Here is a 14,779-nt window from a genome sequence, read left to right as displayed (position 1 = left end):
GCCGATACAACGCTGTACGAGGGAGGGGATCGCCCCTCCCTTCGTTTTTCTCCCGGCCACGTTTTGCACAAACGTTCCAGAACGCCGCGCGCCAACGGCGTAACATCGCGATTCAGCCGCCCCGCATCGCCATGGATACTGCCCCCTCCTCCCGCAACTGGATCGACCTCCGGCACGACGCTGCCTCGGGCATCGAGACGCTGCGCGCGCATTTCGAGGGACACGCCTACGACCCACACTGGCACGACTATTACATGGTCGGCTACACCGAGCAGGGCATCCAGCAGTTCCATTGCCGCAAGTCCCTGATCAGCAGTACCCCCGGGCAGGTGTTCATGCTCGAGCCCGGCGAGGTGCACGACGGCCACGCGGTGGCGCCCGACGGTTTCACGTATTCGATCCTTTGCCTCGATCCGCGGATGGTGGAGACGCGCCTGCGCGCGTTGTTCCCCGACATGCCGGACCGCTTCCAGCCAGCCTTCGTCCAGACGCTGATGCCCGATCCCGCGCTGGTCGCCGCGGCGGCCAACGCGTTTCGCGCCACGCATGACCCCGAGCTGCGCATCGTGCGCGAGGCCGCGCTCGATGCCTTGTTCGAGCGCCTGACCGGCCATATGCACTGGCGCAAGCGCATCGCGCAGGATCCGCGGCTGCCCGTGGTGGCGCAGCGCGCGCGGGAATTCCTGCACGATCATGCGAGCGAGGACATCGGTCTCGACGACCTCGCGCGGGTCACCAGCGTGGATCGCTACCGGCTGACGCGCGCGTTCAAGGCCGCGTTCGGGCTGGCGCCCCATGCCTACCTCGTGCAACTGCGGCTTGCGCACGCGCGGCGCCTGATGGCGTTCGGCGCCTCGCCGGCCGATGCGGCCGCGGCATCGGGCTTCGCGGACCAGAGCCATCTCGGGCGCTGGTTCCGGCGCGCCTATGGCATGACGCCCGCCCACTATCGTCAGCGCTGCTCAAACGTTCCAGACGCGCTCTAGTCCCGCCCGCAATACTGGGCGCATGAATCCCGCCCTGCTCCCCTTCCTCATGTTCGCGTTCGTGGCCTCGATCACGCCCGGGCCGACCAATATCCTCGTGTTCTCCCATAGCGCCCGCCGCGGCGTCGGCGCCTCCGTGCCGATGATTCTCGGCGGTTGCGGCGGGGCCGCGCTGCTCGTGCTCGCCGTCGGGCTCGGCATCGGCCACACGCTGGCGGAGCATCCCGACCTGCAGCGCGCGATGGCGCTGGCCGGCGCGCTCTGGCTCACGCGCATGGCATGGCAGCTGTTCCGTGCGGAACCAGCGGGCATCGAGGCCGACGGCGCGCCGGCCAGGCAGATCGGCTTCGTTGGCGCGGCGGGCCTGCAGCTGGTCAATCCGAAAACGTGGGTGATGGGGATTGCCGTCGTCAGCCTGTTCGCGGGTCATGGCGACGACCGCACCCACGACGTGGCGCTGCTGTCCCTCGTCTTCTTCTGCGTGGCGATTCCCTGCATGTTCGCCTGGGCATGGCTCGGCGCCGCCGCCGCGCGGCTGTTGCGTTCGCCCGTCTGGATCAGGCGTTTCGACAGGCTGATGGCGGTGCTGCTGTTCGGCTCCGCGTGGTGGGGGTTCCTCGGATAGCGGCCCGCTACACCACCGCGGTGGCACGGCCCTCCCAATATCCCGCCCGCAGCGCCTTCTTGTCGATCTTGCCGAGCGCGGTCAGTGGCAGCGACGCCGTGAATTCCACCGTCTTCGGCGCCATGACGACATGACGCGCGCGCTGCGGGCCAACGAGATGGACCTCGCCATCGCCTATCAGCCGACCGATGCGCACGACATGGTGTTCGAACCGCTGTGCGACGAAGAACTCGTGCTGTTCCTGCCCGGCGACCACGCGCTCGCGCGGCGCAAGCGCGTGCGGATGATCGAACTGCATGGCCGCGACATGGTGATGCTGTCCCCGCGCTACAAGACGCGGCAGATCATCGACGACGCGCTCGACTCCGCGGGAACGGTGCCGAACGTGATCATCGAATCCGGCACGATTCCGTCGCTGCTCAACCTCGTGCGCGAGACCGGCGCGCCCACGATCCTGTCGCGCTATGCGCTGACGCCGGGGTCTCCGCTGAGGACGGTACCGCTCGAAAGTCCGCGGCCCACGCGGACCACGGGGCTGATCTACAGCAGCCGCCGCGCGCGCACGCCACTGGAAACGGCATTCGGCGCGCTCTTGCGCAAAGTGGCCGTCAGCGACATCGCGGCCTGAAAACCGGCGAAGGATCGCCGAGCGATAGCGCATTTTTTCGCGATCCCGGCAACGTTTTCGATGCGCGCACGTTAGTGACGGTTTTGTAATGATTCGGTCAGTCAGAGGAAAGTGCCTCGGGCCAATACTGGTTTCAACTCTTCATCACCTGCGATGAGAGTCTGTATAGCCCCTCCTCTACCAGCGAGAACAACATGACTGACCTGAACCGACGCAAGGTAATGATCGGCGCTGCCACGACCGCCTTCGCCGCCGCTGCCGCATCCGCCCATGCAGCCTCCTTCGGCAACCCCGACCGTCCGCCCGAGGGCGCGATCAATGCCGTCAACCGGAATGGCCTGACCGACCCGGGCCCCGGCAACCCCGCGCTGCAGGAACAATTCCCCTCGTTCCAGAATGCGCCGGCGACCGACGTCAACGGCATGCCGCTGTTCTGGGCGTCGTTCAACAACGCGCACAAGCGCATTCAGAACGGTGGCTGGGCGCGAGAGGTCACGCAGGAAGACTTCGCGATCTCGAAGGACATCTCGGGCGTGAACATGCGCCTGTCCGCGGGCGGCATTCGCGAGATGCACTGGCACCAGCAGGCCGAGTGGGCGATCATGCTCGACGGCAAGTGCCGCATCACGACGCTCGATGAAGAAGGCCGTCCGTCCGTGCAGGACGTGAAGGCCGGCGACCTGTGGTACTTCCCGCCGGGCCTGCCACACTCGCTGCAGGGCGCGGGCACCACGGGCGCCGAGTTCCTGATCGCGTTCGACAACGGCATGGCGTCGGAATTCAACACGCTGCTGCTGACCGACTGGATCGCGCATACACCGCCCGAAGTGCTCGCCGCGAACTTCGGCGTGCCCGCGGAAGCGTTCAAGAACATCCCCGTCGATAACCTGTGGATCTTCCAGGGCAAGGAGCCCGGCCCGCTGGCCGCCGCGCAACGCGCGTCGGCATCGAAGAAGGGCCCGCCGGCGCTGCCCGTGGTGTTCTCGCTGTCCGACTCGACGCCCATCAAGAAGACGCGCGGTGGCCAGGTGCAGATTGCCGACAGCCGCAACTTCAAGATCTCGCAGAACGTTGCCGCCGCACTGGTCACCGTCAAGCCGGGCGGCCTGCGCGAACTGCACTGGCACCCGAATGCCGACGAATGGCAGTACTACATCAAGGGCAAGGGCCGCATGACCGTGTTCGACACCGGCCCCAAGGCGATGACCGCCGACTTCAACGCGGGCGATATCGGCTACGTGAAGAAGGGCCTGGGCCACTACGTGCAGAACGTCGGCAACACCGACCTGATCATGGTCGAAGTGTTCAAGGCCGACCACTTCGCTGAAGTGGGCCTGTCCGACTGGCTCGCGCACACGCCGCCGGAGATGGTCATGCAAACGCTGAACATCGACGCCGCGACGCTGGCGCAGTTCCCCACCGACCGCCCGGACATCATGCCGGAATGAGCGGCAGCGGTACCCGAACGTCCGCGGCTTCACGCCAAGGCTGCCGCGGACGTTCGGCGCAGCACAGAAAAAGGCGCCACACATGACAGGGGGAACATGCCGTGCCACCGATCACCACGTCCAGTACGAGCCTGGGGCCCGCCGCTCCGCTCACTATCACCGAACGTACATCGCGCTCGATGCGCGCGGCGCTGGAGGGGCGCCGCAACGGATTGCGCGCGTTCCTGCCATTCGTCGGCCCGGCGTTGATCGCCTCGGTCGGCTACATGGATCCCGGCAACTTCGCCACCAATATCGAAGCCGGCTCGAAGTACGGCTACGAGCTGCTATGGGTGGTGCTGTTGTCCAGCCTCATCGCGATGTTCTTCCAGGCGCTGTCGGCGCAGGTCGGCATCGTGACCGGCGCGAACCTCGCGGAACTCTGCCGTGAACACTTCCCGCGGCCGGTATCGCTTGCGATGTGGGGCGCATCCGAGGTCGCGGCGATCGCCACCGACCTCGCGGAATTTCTCGGCGGCGCCCTCGCGCTGTCGCTGCTGTGTCATCTGCCGATGCTCGCGGCGATGGGCATCGTGGCGGTCGTGACGTTCGCCCTGCTGTCGCTCGAGTCTCGCGGCTTCCGGCCGCTGGAGATCGCCATCGCGCTGCTGGTCGCCGTGATCGGCGGCACGTACGTGTGCGAACTGCTGATCGCCCCGCCCGACTGGGCAGCGGTGGCCATGCACGCGGTGGTGCCGCAACTGCGTGACAAGGATGCGCTGATGCTTGCCGTCGGCATCGTTGGCGCGACGATCATGCCCCATACGCTGTATCTGCATTCCGGCCTCACGCAGCATCGCGCGGTGACGGCCAACGTGCATGAACGCCGCCGGCTCATCGCCTTCTCGAACCGCGAAGTCGTGCTGGCCCTCGGCGCGGCGGCACTCGTCAACATGGCGATGGTCGTGATGTCGGCCACCGTCTTCCACCAGACCGCGCCGGCGATCGACGATATTGGCGTGGCCTATCACACGCTGATTCCAATTCTCGGCGGCGGTGCGGCGGTGATCTTCCTCGTCGGGCTGCTTGCTTCGGGCGTTTCGAGTTCGGTCGTGGGCACGATGGCCGGCCAGATCATCATGCAAGGCTTCGTGCGCGTGCGCATTCCGATGTGGGTCCGGCGCGCGGTGACGATCGCCCCCGCCTTCGTCATCGTGGCGCTCGGCTGCAACGTGACCACCGCGATGATCGCGAGCCAGGTCGTGCTAAGCATGGCCCTGCCCCTGCCGATGATCGCTCTGCTCGTGCTCGGCGCGCGCCGCGGCGTGATGGGCGAGTTCGCGCTCAGGCGGCGCACGCTGGTGGTGGCGTCGGCCGCCGCGGTGCTGATCGTCGCGCTCAACGTGCTGCTGATCTGGCAGGCAATGTCGTGACGGCGACGAACGCTAGATGCGCGCTGCGGGCGGCGCGCACGACTCGCGAACGACCACATGCGTGGTCAGGCGAATTTCGCGGGGCGCGGAGGGGGCGCTGTCGGCCGCGCCGCCTGCCGTGGGCGTCGCCCCGCTGCCGCCGATCGCGCCCATGAGGACCTCCGCCGCGGCGGTGCCGACGGCTTCAAGGTCCCAGTTCACCGCGGTGATCGCGGGCGAGTACAGTTGCGGCAGATCGCCGTCCCCCACGCAGATGAGGCTGACGTCCCGCGGCACGCGCAGGCCCGTCTGCTTCATCGCCTGGAGCACGCCGGACAGGATGCGCGTGCCGAGGCAGATGAACGCCGTGGGGCGATCCTTTGCGGAGAGCAGCGCCAGCGCATCGCTGAACGACAGGTCCATGGCGGAGCGGCTCGCCCGCACGAGGGTGTCATCCGCCGTCACGCCGCGCTCCGAGAGCGCTCGTCGATACCCGGCGATACGCTCTCGGCCCGGGCGAAGCGCGCTGTCGGATGTCAGCAGCGCGATGCGCGTGTGGCCGAGGTCAAGCAGGTAGCGCGTCGCCTCGAACGCGCCGCGGAAGTGGTCCACGTGCACGCCCGCGCCATCCTCGCCGAAGTCGCGGTCGAGCGCCACAACGGGCAGATCGCGCGCAAGCTGGTGCAGGAAGTCCGGACGCTCGACTTCGCACGGGCCGAGAATCAGGCCATCGACGCGGCGGCGGCGGAACAGCTCCACCATCATGTCCTCGCGCGCGTTGCTGTTGTGCGTGTTGCCGACCACCATCGCATAGCCCTCGCGCTGCAGGCGCGACTCCACCGCGGTGATGATGCGCGCGTAGAGCGGATTGGCGAGGTCCGAGACGAGCAGCCCCACGACACCCGACGTGCCGGTGCGCAGGCTCTGGGCGATGGGGTCCGGCGCATAGGCCAGCGCCCTGGCCGCGCGTTCCACGGCTTGCAGCGCCGCCTCGCTGACCGGGCCGCTGCGGTTCAGCGCGCGCGATGCGGTCCCGAGCGACACGCCGGCGGCGCGCGCCACGTCACGGATGGTGACGCGGGGCGGCGTGTCGGAGGCGGGCGGGCGGGTTCGGCTCATGGGCAATGGATGGAGATGGCGCGGCGCTGGGATTATCGCCGATCCGGTGTCGTGCGAGATCAATAGACCGCGCGGCCGCCGCTGATGTCGAACACCGCGCCCGTGCTGAAGCTGCACCGTGCGGAGCATAGCCACGCGGCCATCTCGGCGACCTCCTCGACCCGCACGAAGCGCTTCATCGGCACGCGCGCGAGCAGGCGCGCGCGCAGTGCCTCGCGCTCTTCCTCTCCGTACATGCCGAAGATCTCCGTATCGGCCGCGCTCGGCGTGATGCAGTTGACGAGCACGCCCTGCTCGGCAAGCTCCTTGCCGAGACTCTTGGTCAGCGAAATCAGCGCGGCCTTCGAGGCCGCATACGCGCCCGCGAACGCGTTGCCATCCTTGCCCGCGACGGAAGCCACATTGACCACGCGGCCCCACCCGGCAGCCACCATCGGCGGCACGACGACCTGCGCGCACGTCAGCGCGCCGAACACGTTGACGTCGAACGCGCGCTTCCAGTCGTCGAGCGCGGCATCGAGCGTGGGGCCGCTGCGGCCGAGGATGGCCGCATTGTTGACGAGGGCCGTGGGCGTGCCGAGGGCCGCGGCGCTTTGCTCGAAGGCTTGCTGGACCTGCGCGCGCACGGTGATATCGACGGGTATCGCATGGACGCGGGCGCCCGCCTCGCGCAGGCGTTGCGCGGCGGCGTCGAGGGCCGCGGCATCGCGGTCCCAGAGTGCTACCGCATGGTGTTCGGCAGCGAGGCGTTCGGCAATGGCGAGGCCGATGCCGCGCGCGGCCCCGGTGATCACGGCGACTGCCGCCGGGGTGTTGTTCGATGTCGTGCTCATCGTTGTGCCGGTCATTGCGCTCATGCGGAGGCCCCCAGGGCCGGGCTGGGCGATGGCATCCGGCGAATCGGGTCGGTGCCGTCCCATACCATCGCGGCCGCGGCGATCGTCTTGAAGTATTCGCCCTTGCCGCCCGCCATCTCGGAGATCTCGACGATGTTGCCCGGAAGGTCCGGATGCAGGTAATACGCGAACCGTCCGCGCATGCCCATGCGGCCGCCATGGCCCTCGACGTAACCGCTGGCGATCAGTCGCGCCGCGAAGGCGTCGAACGCATCGTCGGTCCAGCACGCGATGTGCTGCATGCCCTCGCCCCCCCGCGCGAGCGAATCGAGCGAATCGCGGTACAACGACGGCGCGTCGTTGCGCTGCTGGATCAGTTCGATCTGCACGCCGCCCGAGTTGGCCAGCGCGATCGACAGGTCCGGCAGCGCCGACGGCTTGCCGTAGTACCGAAACTCCGTGGTGCCCACGGCTTCCTTGTAGAACCACGGGCCCACGCCGAGGACCTCGCTCCAGTGGCGCATGGCGCGTTCGATGTCGCGGACGACGTAGCCGATCTGGCGCACGCCGCCGAGGTGCTGGCTCATGCCGGTCTCCTCGCATTGTGGAAACGTTTCCAATAAGCGATTGTAGGCTTCTACGAGCAAGCACCGCGCTCAGTGTTAACCATGATTGTCGATGCAGCGGGCCGCCACCACACTTCGTGGAAACGTTTCCACAAAGAATGGATACGTCTCAAAACAACGCCTACTCCACGACGTACATCAAGACGCGGACGATGGGCGAACCATGGAGACCCGCATGAGATCCACGCTCGCGACGCTGCTGATGGCGCTGTCCGCCACGACGCTGGCGGCCCCCGATGGCGCCGCCAATGGCTATCCCGACCGCCCCATTCGCATGCTGCTGCCCTTCTCGGCCGGCGGCGGCGGCGATATCCTCGGCCGCTTTCTCGCGGAGCGGCTGTCCGCGCGGTTGCATCAACCCGTGGTCGTCGAGAACAAGCCCGGCGCCGCGGGGACCATCGGCACGCATGCGGTGGCCACGTCCGCGCCCGATGGCTACACGATCATGATCGGCGGCATGTCGACGCATCAGCTCGCGCCGGCGACCTACGCCAGGTTGCCCTACGACCCCGTGCGCGACTTCCAGAGCCTCGGCGCGATCGGCAGCTCGTCGATCGTGATGGTTGCGTCGAACAGCTATCCCGCCAACACCCTCACGGAGGCGATCGCGCTAGCGCGCAGGCAAGGCACGCCGATCCAGTACGCGAGCTGGGGCGCCGGATCCACGGGCCACTTCTGCGGCGAGGTGCTGCGTCAGAAAACCGGCATCGCGATGCAGCACGTGCCGTACAAGGGCACGTCGCAGATCATTACCGACATTCTCGGCAACCATATCGCCGTGGGGTTCGTGGATATGGTCACGGCCACGCCGTTCGTGAAGGACGGCAAGGTCAAGGCGCTGGCCGTATGCACGCGCCGTTCGCCGAGCCTGCCGCAGGTGCCCAGCTACAAGGAACAGGGCGTGGACTTCGATCGCGAACTCAACTGGGCCGCGTATGTCCCCGCCAGGACGCCCAAGCCCATCGTCGACAAGCTGTCGGCGGCGCTCGAGGCCACGCTGAAGGAGCCCGAGGTCGTGAACAAGCTGCTGTCGCTCGGCATCTCCGCGCGTTACCAGTCTGGCGCCGAGCAACAGGCGACCAATGTGCGCGATATCCCGATGTGGAAGGAGATCGCGCGGCAAGCCAACATCAGCCTCGACTGAACATCCCACAACAGAGGAGCTTTTTTCATGAAGACCACACTCGACGCGGCACGCATCCAGACCGTGCGCGATCATATGGCGCTCGAATGCGTGCACGACTGGGACGCGGTCATCGACACGTTCGCGCATCCGCGCTACGAGATGCACGGCACCGGCGCGGTGTTCGATGGCGAAGCGGAAGTACGCGGCTATTTCGATGCGTCGCGCGAGCCGTTTCCGGACCTCAAGAACGAGATCATCGCCATTGCGGCGGCGGACGAGACCGTGCTCGTGGAGTTCTGGCTGCAGGGCACGCATCTGGGTCCGCTGCGCGCCAACGGCAAGGTGTTCGCACCCACGGGCCGCACGTTCCGCGTGCGCATGGCCGCGACGTTCGAATTTGCCCCGGGCTCCGACAAGATCATCTGCGAACGTCCGTACTCGGCGCCCGACGCCAAGCTGCGGTCGCTTGGTCTGCTGTAGCCGCTGGGAGACGCCTCATGCCATTGCCCAAGTCATTCACGCATCAGGACCGCCTGCTGTCCGTCAACATTGGCGACGCGACGCCCTTCCCCGGTTCCGAGGCCGGCTCGACCATCATTCCGCTGTTTCTCGACCGCGAGAACGGCGTCTGGGTGCTGTACGGCAGGTTCGAGCCGGGCACGACACTGCCGCCGCACTTTCATACGGGCACCGTCCACTTCTTCACGACGCGCGGCCAGTGGAACTACGTCGAGTACCCCGACGATCCGCAGACCGCGGGAAGCTATCTGTACGAACCGGGCGGCTCGATTCATACGTTTTCCGTTCCCGCCGATGCGACGGAGCCCGCCGAAGGGTTCATGGTCGTCTACGGGGCCAATGTCATCTTCCAGGATGGCGAGTTCCAGGGCGTGCGCGACGCCGGGGCCATCGAGGATGGCATCCTGAACGCGGCCAGGGCGATGGGGCTGCCCGTGCCGCGCTATATCCGCCCCGGCGGCGGCGCCACGTTCAGCCGAACGGATCAGGAGAAGCCCACCACCGCGTGCGGGACGTAGGGTGCTTCCAGCTGCGCGATCTCCTCGGGCGTGAGGGTGATGTCCAGCGCCGCAACGGCGTCTTCGAGGTGCCCGGGACGCGACGCGCCGACGATCGGGGCCGAGATCACGCTCTTCGACAGGACCCATGCGAGCGCGACCTGCGCGGGGGGCACGCCGCGGGCCCGCGCGACCTGCGCCACCGCTTCCACCACCTTGCGGTCGGCATCGGCAGTCTGCGCGTAGAGCGCCTTGCCGAACTCGTCGGTCTCCGTACGGCTGGTCTTCTCGTCCCACGGGCGCGTCAGGCGGCCGCGCGCGAGCGGACTCCATGGGATCACGCCGATGCCCTCCGCCCGGCACAACGGCAGCATCTCGCGTTCCTCCTCGCGATAGAGCAGGTTCACGTAGTTCTGCATCGTCGAGAAGCGCGTCCACCCGTTGGCCTTCGCCACGTGCAGCATCGTGGCGAACTGCCACGCGAACATCGACGACGCGCCGATATAGCGGACCTTGCCCGCTTTCACGAGGTCGTGCAGCGCTTCGAGCGTTTCCTCGATCGGCACCGCGTAGTCGAATCGGTGAATCTGGTACAGATCGATGTAGTCGACGCCGAGCCGGCGCAGCGAGTTGTCGGCTTCCTGCAGGATCGCCTTGCGGCTCAGCCCGGCGCCATTCGGACCCTTGTGCATGCGGCCGTTGACCTTGGTGGCGATGACCACCTCGTCGCGGCGCGTGAAGTCCTTCAGCGCGCGCCCGACGATTTCCTCCGACGTGCCGTCCGAATACACATTGGCCGTATCGAAGAAATTGATGCCCGCCTCCACCGCCTGGCGAATCAGCGGGCGGCTTTGCTCTTCGTTCAGCGTCCACAGATGCGCGCCGCGGTCGGGCACGCCATAGGTCATGCAGCCGAGGCACAGGGCGGAAACGTCGAGCCCGGTCCTGCCAAGCTTCCGGTATTTCATTACGCTCTCCAAACAGTCGAAATCGTCCGAGGCAAACCGCCGCATCGCACCAGCGATGCGGCGTCCAGCGACATCATATTTCGTTCTATCCGGAAAGATCATGCGGCAATGGTGCAAACGTCATGCGACGGCGCGGGAAGATCGCGCCACGCCGGCGTCAGCCGATCGCCATCTCCTGATGTGGGCCGAAGAACTCGGTGATGCAGCGGTCCGGCGGCACGCCGAGTTCGCCCAGCAGCTGAAGCACGCTCGCCATGAACGCCCCGGGGCCGACGAGGTACACGTCGGCGTCGCGATCCGGCGGCAGCATGTCGCGTAGCACATTGCTCGATACGCGCCCCGGCGGCAGGCCGTCGGGCACCGAGGGATCTTCATCGTAGAAGAAGCCGAACCGCACGCGCGGATGCGCGGCGGCCAGCTGTTCCACCCGCTCGCGAAATGCCTGCACCTCGGGATTGCGTACGAAGTGCAGATAGCGGATATCGCGCGTGCCCTGCGCCACGGCGGCTTCGAGCATCGCGATCAGCGGCGTCTGCCCGACACCTCCGGCGATCAGTACGAGCGGCCGCCCGGCATCCCTGAGATGAAACACGCCCGCCGGCGCGGTGAGTTCGACGATGTCGCCGACGTTCACATGGTCATGCAGGAAGCCCGACACCACGCCTCCCGGATCGCGCTTGACGCTGATGCGATAGCGCGTGCCATCCGAGACCGCCGACAGCGAATAATTCCTTCGCAGCGGCGCGCCCTCGACCGTCACCTGTATCGCGATGTACTGTCCCGGCGCGTGGCGCATTACCGGCCCGCCATCGACCGGCGCCAGATGGAACGACACGATCTCCGCGGACTCCACGATCCGCGCCGCCACGCGGAAGGGGCGGAAGCCGCGCCATCCGCCCTCCGTGGCCGCCTGCGTGGCATACATGTCGCGCTCGGCGGCGATCAGCATGTCGGCGAGCTGGCCGTATGCGGCGCCCCATGCGTCGATGACGGCGGGCGTCGCCACGTCGGGGCCGAGCACCTCGCGGATCGAGCGCAGCAGGTACTCGCCGACGACGGGATAGTGCTCGGGCTGTACCTGCAGCGACACATGCTTGTTGACGACCCGCCCGGCGAGCTCGCCGAGCGCCTCCAGCCGGTCGATGTGCTTCGCATACATGAGCACGCCGCCCGCCAGCGCGCGGGCCTGCGCGCCGGTCGCCTGATGCGCGCTGTTGAACATGCCTCGGAGATCGGCGCGTTCGGTCAGCAGCAGGTCATAGAAGTGCGAGGTCAGGGCCTCTCCGCCCGCTTCGAGCAGCGGGACCGTCGATTTCACGATGTGCTGGTGTTCGGTCGATAGCATGCGGGTTTCCTCGTGGTCGGAGCGTCGGGAACGTTGGGGACGTCGGGGACGTTGGCGTACTCAGCGTAGATGGCGAATCCGCGCATGGCAACGACGCCGCGCTGCCTTCGGTGAAGCGCCGTGAAAAGATGCAAACCCTGCTCGCCGCCCGCATCGCGCTGCACTATCGTGTCCTGAGGCATTGACCTTTCACCAGCGTGCAATCTTGAAACGGCGCACGCTTGCAGGACAGGCGCGCCACCGGCGTGGACGCATGATGGGCCACTTGTGCCGGCACACCCGCCGACAACGGTCCCCCTCGGAGCACACGATGAGCCAGGAAAAGCCACGCATCGCCCCTTACACACACGCTGCCGCGGGATGGGGCGCCATCAAGTACGTCGCGCTCAGCCTGCTGCGCGAACGCGTGAACGGGCTCAACTACCGCGCGCTGTTCTATCAGAACCAGCCGCACGGGTTCGACTGTCCCGGCTGCGCGTGGCCCGATCGGGAACATGCCTCCACGTTCGAGTTCTGCGAGAACGGCGTCAAGGCCGTGGCGGCCGAGACCACGAGCAAGCGCGTCACGCGCGAATTCCTCGCGGCGAATACCGTCGAAGCGCTGATGAAGCAGACGGACTACGAGCTCGAACAGCACGGCCGGCTGAGCGAGCCGATGGTTTACGATACGGGCACCGATACGTACCGGCCCATCGCCTGGCAGGCGGCATTCGACCTGATCGCCGAACATCTGCACGCGCTGCCCTCCCCCGATCAGGCGGCGTTCTACACGTCGGGCCGCGCGAGCAACGAAGCCGCGTTCCTCTATCAGTTGTTCGCGCGCGCATACGGCACCAACAATTTCCCCGATTGTTCCAACATGTGCCATGAAGCGACCAGCCGCGGGCTGCCGTTCGCGGTTGGCGTCGGCAAGGGAACCGTCACGCTGCGGGATTTCGAAAGCGCGGACACGTTGCTGCTGTTCGGCCAGAACCCGGCCACGAACCATCCGCGCATGCTCGGCGAGCTGCGCGAATGCGCGAAGCGCGGCGCCACGCTGGTGTCCATCAACCCGTTGCGCGAACGCGGCCTCGAACGCTTCACGAATCCGCAGAGCCCCGTGGAGATGCTCACGCTCTCCAGCACGAACATCTGTTCCGTGTTCGTCCAGCCGAAGCTCGGCGGCGACTTTGCACTGATCAAGGGCGTGGCCAAGCGCGTGCTCGAACTGGACGACGAAGCCGTCGCCAACAACGCGGAACGCGTGCTGGACGTCGACTTCATCGCGACGCACACGCGCGGCTTCGAGACCTTCGCCGACGACCTGCGCGGGGAATCGTGGGCGACGATCGAGACCGAGTCCGGCGTCGCGCGCGAAGACATCGAGGGCCTCGCGCTGATCTACGCGCGCGGCAAGCGCGTGATCTGCACGTGGGGCATGGGCCTGACCCAGCACAAGCACTCGGTGCAGACGATTCAGCTGCTTGCCAACCTGATGATGATGCGCGGCAATATCGGCCGCGAAGGCGCGGGCCTATGCCCCATTCGAGGGCATTCGAACGTCCAGGGCAACCGCACGGTGGGCATCGAGGAGAAGCCGACCCAGGCATTCCTCGACCGGCTGGGCAGTGTGTTCGACTTCGAGCCGCCGCGCGAGCACGGGTATGACGTCGTCGAGACGATCGAGGCGATGCGCGAGGGCAAGGTCAAGGTATTCATCGCGCTGGGCGGCAATTTCGCGATGGCCTCCCCCGATTCCGATGCCACATGGGATGCACTGCGATCGTGCGACCTGACCGTTCATATCGCGACCAAGCTCAACCGCAGCCACCTGATCCATGGCAAGGCCGCGCTCATCCTGCCAACGCTCGGCCGCACGGAGATCGACATGCAGGGCGGCGTGCCCCAGGGCGTGACCGTCGAGGATTCGGTGTCCATGGTGCATATCTCGTACGGCATGAAGCAGCCCGCGACGCAGACGCTGATGTCCGAGACCGCCATCGTCGCCAATATGGCCTGCGCGACGCTCGGCGAGGACAAGATCGCATGGCGCTGGTATGCGCAGGACTACAGCCGCATCCGCGACAAGATCGAAGCGGTGATCGACGGTTTCGAGCAATATAACGAACGTATCGCTCATCCGGGCGGCTTCCATATGCGCGTGGCCGCCCGCGAGCGGGAGTGGGATACCGCGTCGGGCAAGGCCGAGTTCCTCGTCAATCCGCTGGTCGTCGACACGCCGATTCGCCGGGCACAGGCCCGCTTCGGCGAACGGGCGATGGTGCTGATGACCACACGCTCCCACGACCAGTACAACACCACCATCTACGCGCTCGACGACCGCTATCGCGGCGTCTTCGGCCAGCGCCGGGTCGTCTTCATCCATCGGGACGATCTGGCGATGCTCGGCTTCAAGCCCGGGGAATGGGTCGACATCACCACGGTATGGGATGACGGCGTCGAGCGCCGCGCGCCGGGCTTTCTATTGGTCGAATACAACATTCCACGCGGCTGCATTGGCGCGTACTATCCAGAAACGAATCCGCTGGTCCCGCTCGACAGCGTGGCCGACGTGTGCAATACGCCCACGTCGAAGTCGATTCCGGTGCTGCTCCACCGGACGGCGGCGCCGGTCGTGTCCGCGGTGTCGTGAACGTTGCTGTCCCTTCCCTCTAACCGGAGCCTT

14 protein-coding genes are annotated in these 14,779 nt (G+C 66.8%); 9 read left to right on the top strand and 5 right to left on the bottom strand.

All coding sequences use genetic code 11. The annotated features are described in order from the left end of the window. The first annotated feature begins 131 nt into the window (after window positions 1-131). From KHP16_RS26205 to KHP16_RS26180, 5 genes are all read left to right on the top strand, one after another. Window positions 132-986 (top strand): AraC family transcriptional regulator, encoded by an 855-nt coding sequence (locus KHP16_RS26205; RefSeq protein ID WP_115952511.1) that lies wholly within the window; start codon window positions 132-134, stop codon window positions 984-986. Window positions 987-1,008: 22 nt separating this feature from the next. Next, the gene (locus KHP16_RS26200) at window positions 1,009-1,611 is read left to right on the top strand and encodes a LysE family translocator (RefSeq protein WP_121490714.1); all 603 of its coding nucleotides are present in this window, start codon (window positions 1,009-1,011) and stop codon (window positions 1,609-1,611) included. A gap of 130 nt (window positions 1,612-1,741) precedes the next feature. Beyond that, window positions 1,742-2,239, top strand: coding sequence for a LysR family transcriptional regulator substrate-binding protein (locus KHP16_RS26190; RefSeq protein WP_109580685.1), 498 nt, complete (start codon window positions 1,742-1,744; stop codon window positions 2,237-2,239). Between the two features lie 194 nt (window positions 2,240-2,433). Continuing rightward, window positions 2,434-3,687: an oxalate decarboxylase family bicupin gene (locus tag KHP16_RS26185; RefSeq protein ID WP_109580684.1), complete on the top strand. Its 1,254-nt coding sequence runs from the start codon at window positions 2,434-2,436 to the stop codon at window positions 3,685-3,687. Between the two features lie 179 nt (window positions 3,688-3,866). Then, a complete protein-coding gene (locus tag KHP16_RS26180) occupies window positions 3,867-5,099 on the top strand; it encodes an Nramp family divalent metal transporter (protein ID WP_109580683.1) in 1,233 nt (410 codons plus the stop codon). A gap of 12 nt (window positions 5,100-5,111) precedes the next feature. On the opposite strand, the gene KHP16_RS26175 is transcribed toward KHP16_RS26180, so the two are convergent. From KHP16_RS26175 to KHP16_RS26165, 3 genes are read right to left on the bottom strand one after another with little or no spacing between them, the layout of a single operon-like run. Continuing rightward, window positions 5,112-6,197, bottom strand: coding sequence for a LacI family DNA-binding transcriptional regulator (locus tag KHP16_RS26175; protein WP_109580682.1), 1,086 nt, complete (start codon window positions 6,195-6,197; stop codon window positions 5,112-5,114). Between the two features lie 59 nt (window positions 6,198-6,256). Further along, window positions 6,257-7,054, bottom strand: a complete 798-nt coding sequence (locus KHP16_RS26170) for an SDR family NAD(P)-dependent oxidoreductase (RefSeq protein ID WP_244836047.1) — start codon at window positions 7,052-7,054, stop codon at window positions 6,257-6,259. Then, complete coding sequence (locus KHP16_RS26165; RefSeq protein ID WP_211961442.1) at window positions 7,051-7,620, bottom strand: VOC family protein; 570 nt, start codon at window positions 7,618-7,620, stop codon at window positions 7,051-7,053. Before KHP16_RS26165 ends, KHP16_RS26170 begins: the two co-directional genes overlap by 4 nt. Before the next feature lie 214 nt (window positions 7,621-7,834). On the opposite strand from KHP16_RS26165, the gene KHP16_RS26160 reads away from it, so the two are divergent. The 3 genes from KHP16_RS26160 to KHP16_RS26150 are packed head-to-tail and all read left to right on the top strand — an operon-like array spanning window position 7,835 to window position 9,822. After that, entirely contained in the window at window positions 7,835-8,803 is a 969-nt protein-coding gene (locus tag KHP16_RS26160) for a Bug family tripartite tricarboxylate transporter substrate binding protein (protein WP_211961441.1), read from the top strand. Between the two features lie 27 nt (window positions 8,804-8,830). Further along, on the top strand, window positions 8,831-9,265 hold the full coding sequence (locus KHP16_RS26155; protein WP_121490710.1) for an ester cyclase: 435 nt from the start codon (window positions 8,831-8,833) through the stop codon (window positions 9,263-9,265). A gap of 17 nt (window positions 9,266-9,282) precedes the next feature. Then, window positions 9,283-9,822, top strand: a complete 540-nt coding sequence (locus KHP16_RS26150) for a 2,4'-dihydroxyacetophenone dioxygenase family protein (protein WP_121490709.1) — start codon at window positions 9,283-9,285, stop codon at window positions 9,820-9,822. On the opposite strand, the gene KHP16_RS26145 is transcribed toward KHP16_RS26150, so the two are convergent. Together KHP16_RS26145 and hmpA are read right to left on the bottom strand one after the other, a co-directional pair. Then, window positions 9,789-10,769 (bottom strand): aldo/keto reductase, encoded by a 981-nt coding sequence (locus KHP16_RS26145; protein WP_211961440.1) that lies wholly within the window; start codon window positions 10,767-10,769, stop codon window positions 9,789-9,791. The genes KHP16_RS26150 and KHP16_RS26145 overlap by 34 nt on opposite strands. Before the next feature lie 157 nt (window positions 10,770-10,926). Beyond that, window positions 10,927-12,114 carry an NO-inducible flavohemoprotein gene (gene hmpA, locus KHP16_RS26140; protein WP_115952516.1) on the bottom strand — a complete coding sequence of 396 codons (1,188 nt, stop codon included), beginning with the start codon at window positions 12,112-12,114 and terminating at the stop codon, window positions 10,927-10,929. Window positions 12,115-12,424: 310 nt separating this feature from the next. Between hmpA and KHP16_RS26135 the strand changes: the two genes are divergently transcribed. After that, entirely contained in the window at window positions 12,425-14,746 is a 2,322-nt protein-coding gene (locus KHP16_RS26135) for an FdhF/YdeP family oxidoreductase (RefSeq protein ID WP_211961439.1), read from the top strand. Window positions 14,747-14,779 lie beyond the last annotated feature (33 nt).

It is taken from the genome of Cupriavidus plantarum (assembly GCF_905397285.1).
Lineage (GTDB): Bacteria > Pseudomonadota > Gammaproteobacteria > Burkholderiales > Burkholderiaceae > Cupriavidus > Cupriavidus plantarum.
Note: the sequence above shows the minus strand (reverse complement) of the source record. Positions and strands in the feature narration are given on the sequence as shown.

Excerpts from the sequence above, each read along its gene's own strand:
- KHP16_RS26205 (WP_115952511.1), top strand. The coding sequence starts at position 132 with ATGGATACTGCCCCCTCCTCCCGCAACTGGATCGACCTCCGGCACGAC.
- KHP16_RS26200 (WP_121490714.1), top strand. The coding sequence starts at position 1,009 with ATGAATCCCGCCCTGCTCCCCTTCCTCATGTTCGCGTTCGTGGCCTCG.
- KHP16_RS26190 (WP_109580685.1), top strand. The coding sequence starts at position 1,742 with ATGACGCGCGCGCTGCGGGCCAACGAGATGGACCTCGCCATCGCCTAT.
- KHP16_RS26185 (WP_109580684.1), top strand. The coding sequence starts at position 2,434 with ATGACTGACCTGAACCGACGCAAGGTAATGATCGGCGCTGCCACGACC.
- KHP16_RS26180 (WP_109580683.1), top strand. The coding sequence starts at position 3,867 with ATGCGCGCGGCGCTGGAGGGGCGCCGCAACGGATTGCGCGCGTTCCTG.
- KHP16_RS26175 (WP_109580682.1), bottom strand. The coding sequence starts at position 6,197 with ATGAGCCGAACCCGCCCGCCCGCCTCCGACACGCCGCCCCGCGTCACC.
- KHP16_RS26170 (WP_244836047.1), bottom strand. The coding sequence starts at position 7,054 with ATGAGCGCAATGACCGGCACAACGATGAGCACGACATCGAACAACACC.
- KHP16_RS26165 (WP_211961442.1), bottom strand. The coding sequence starts at position 7,620 with ATGAGCCAGCACCTCGGCGGCGTGCGCCAGATCGGCTACGTCGTCCGC.
- KHP16_RS26160 (WP_211961441.1), top strand. The coding sequence starts at position 7,835 with ATGAGATCCACGCTCGCGACGCTGCTGATGGCGCTGTCCGCCACGACG.
- KHP16_RS26155 (WP_121490710.1), top strand. The coding sequence starts at position 8,831 with ATGAAGACCACACTCGACGCGGCACGCATCCAGACCGTGCGCGATCAT.
- KHP16_RS26150 (WP_121490709.1), top strand. The coding sequence starts at position 9,283 with ATGCCATTGCCCAAGTCATTCACGCATCAGGACCGCCTGCTGTCCGTC.
- KHP16_RS26145 (WP_211961440.1), bottom strand. The coding sequence starts at position 10,769 with ATGAAATACCGGAAGCTTGGCAGGACCGGGCTCGACGTTTCCGCCCTG.
- hmpA (WP_115952516.1), bottom strand. The coding sequence starts at position 12,114 with ATGCTATCGACCGAACACCAGCACATCGTGAAATCGACGGTCCCGCTG.
- KHP16_RS26135 (WP_211961439.1), top strand. The coding sequence starts at position 12,425 with ATGAGCCAGGAAAAGCCACGCATCGCCCCTTACACACACGCTGCCGCG.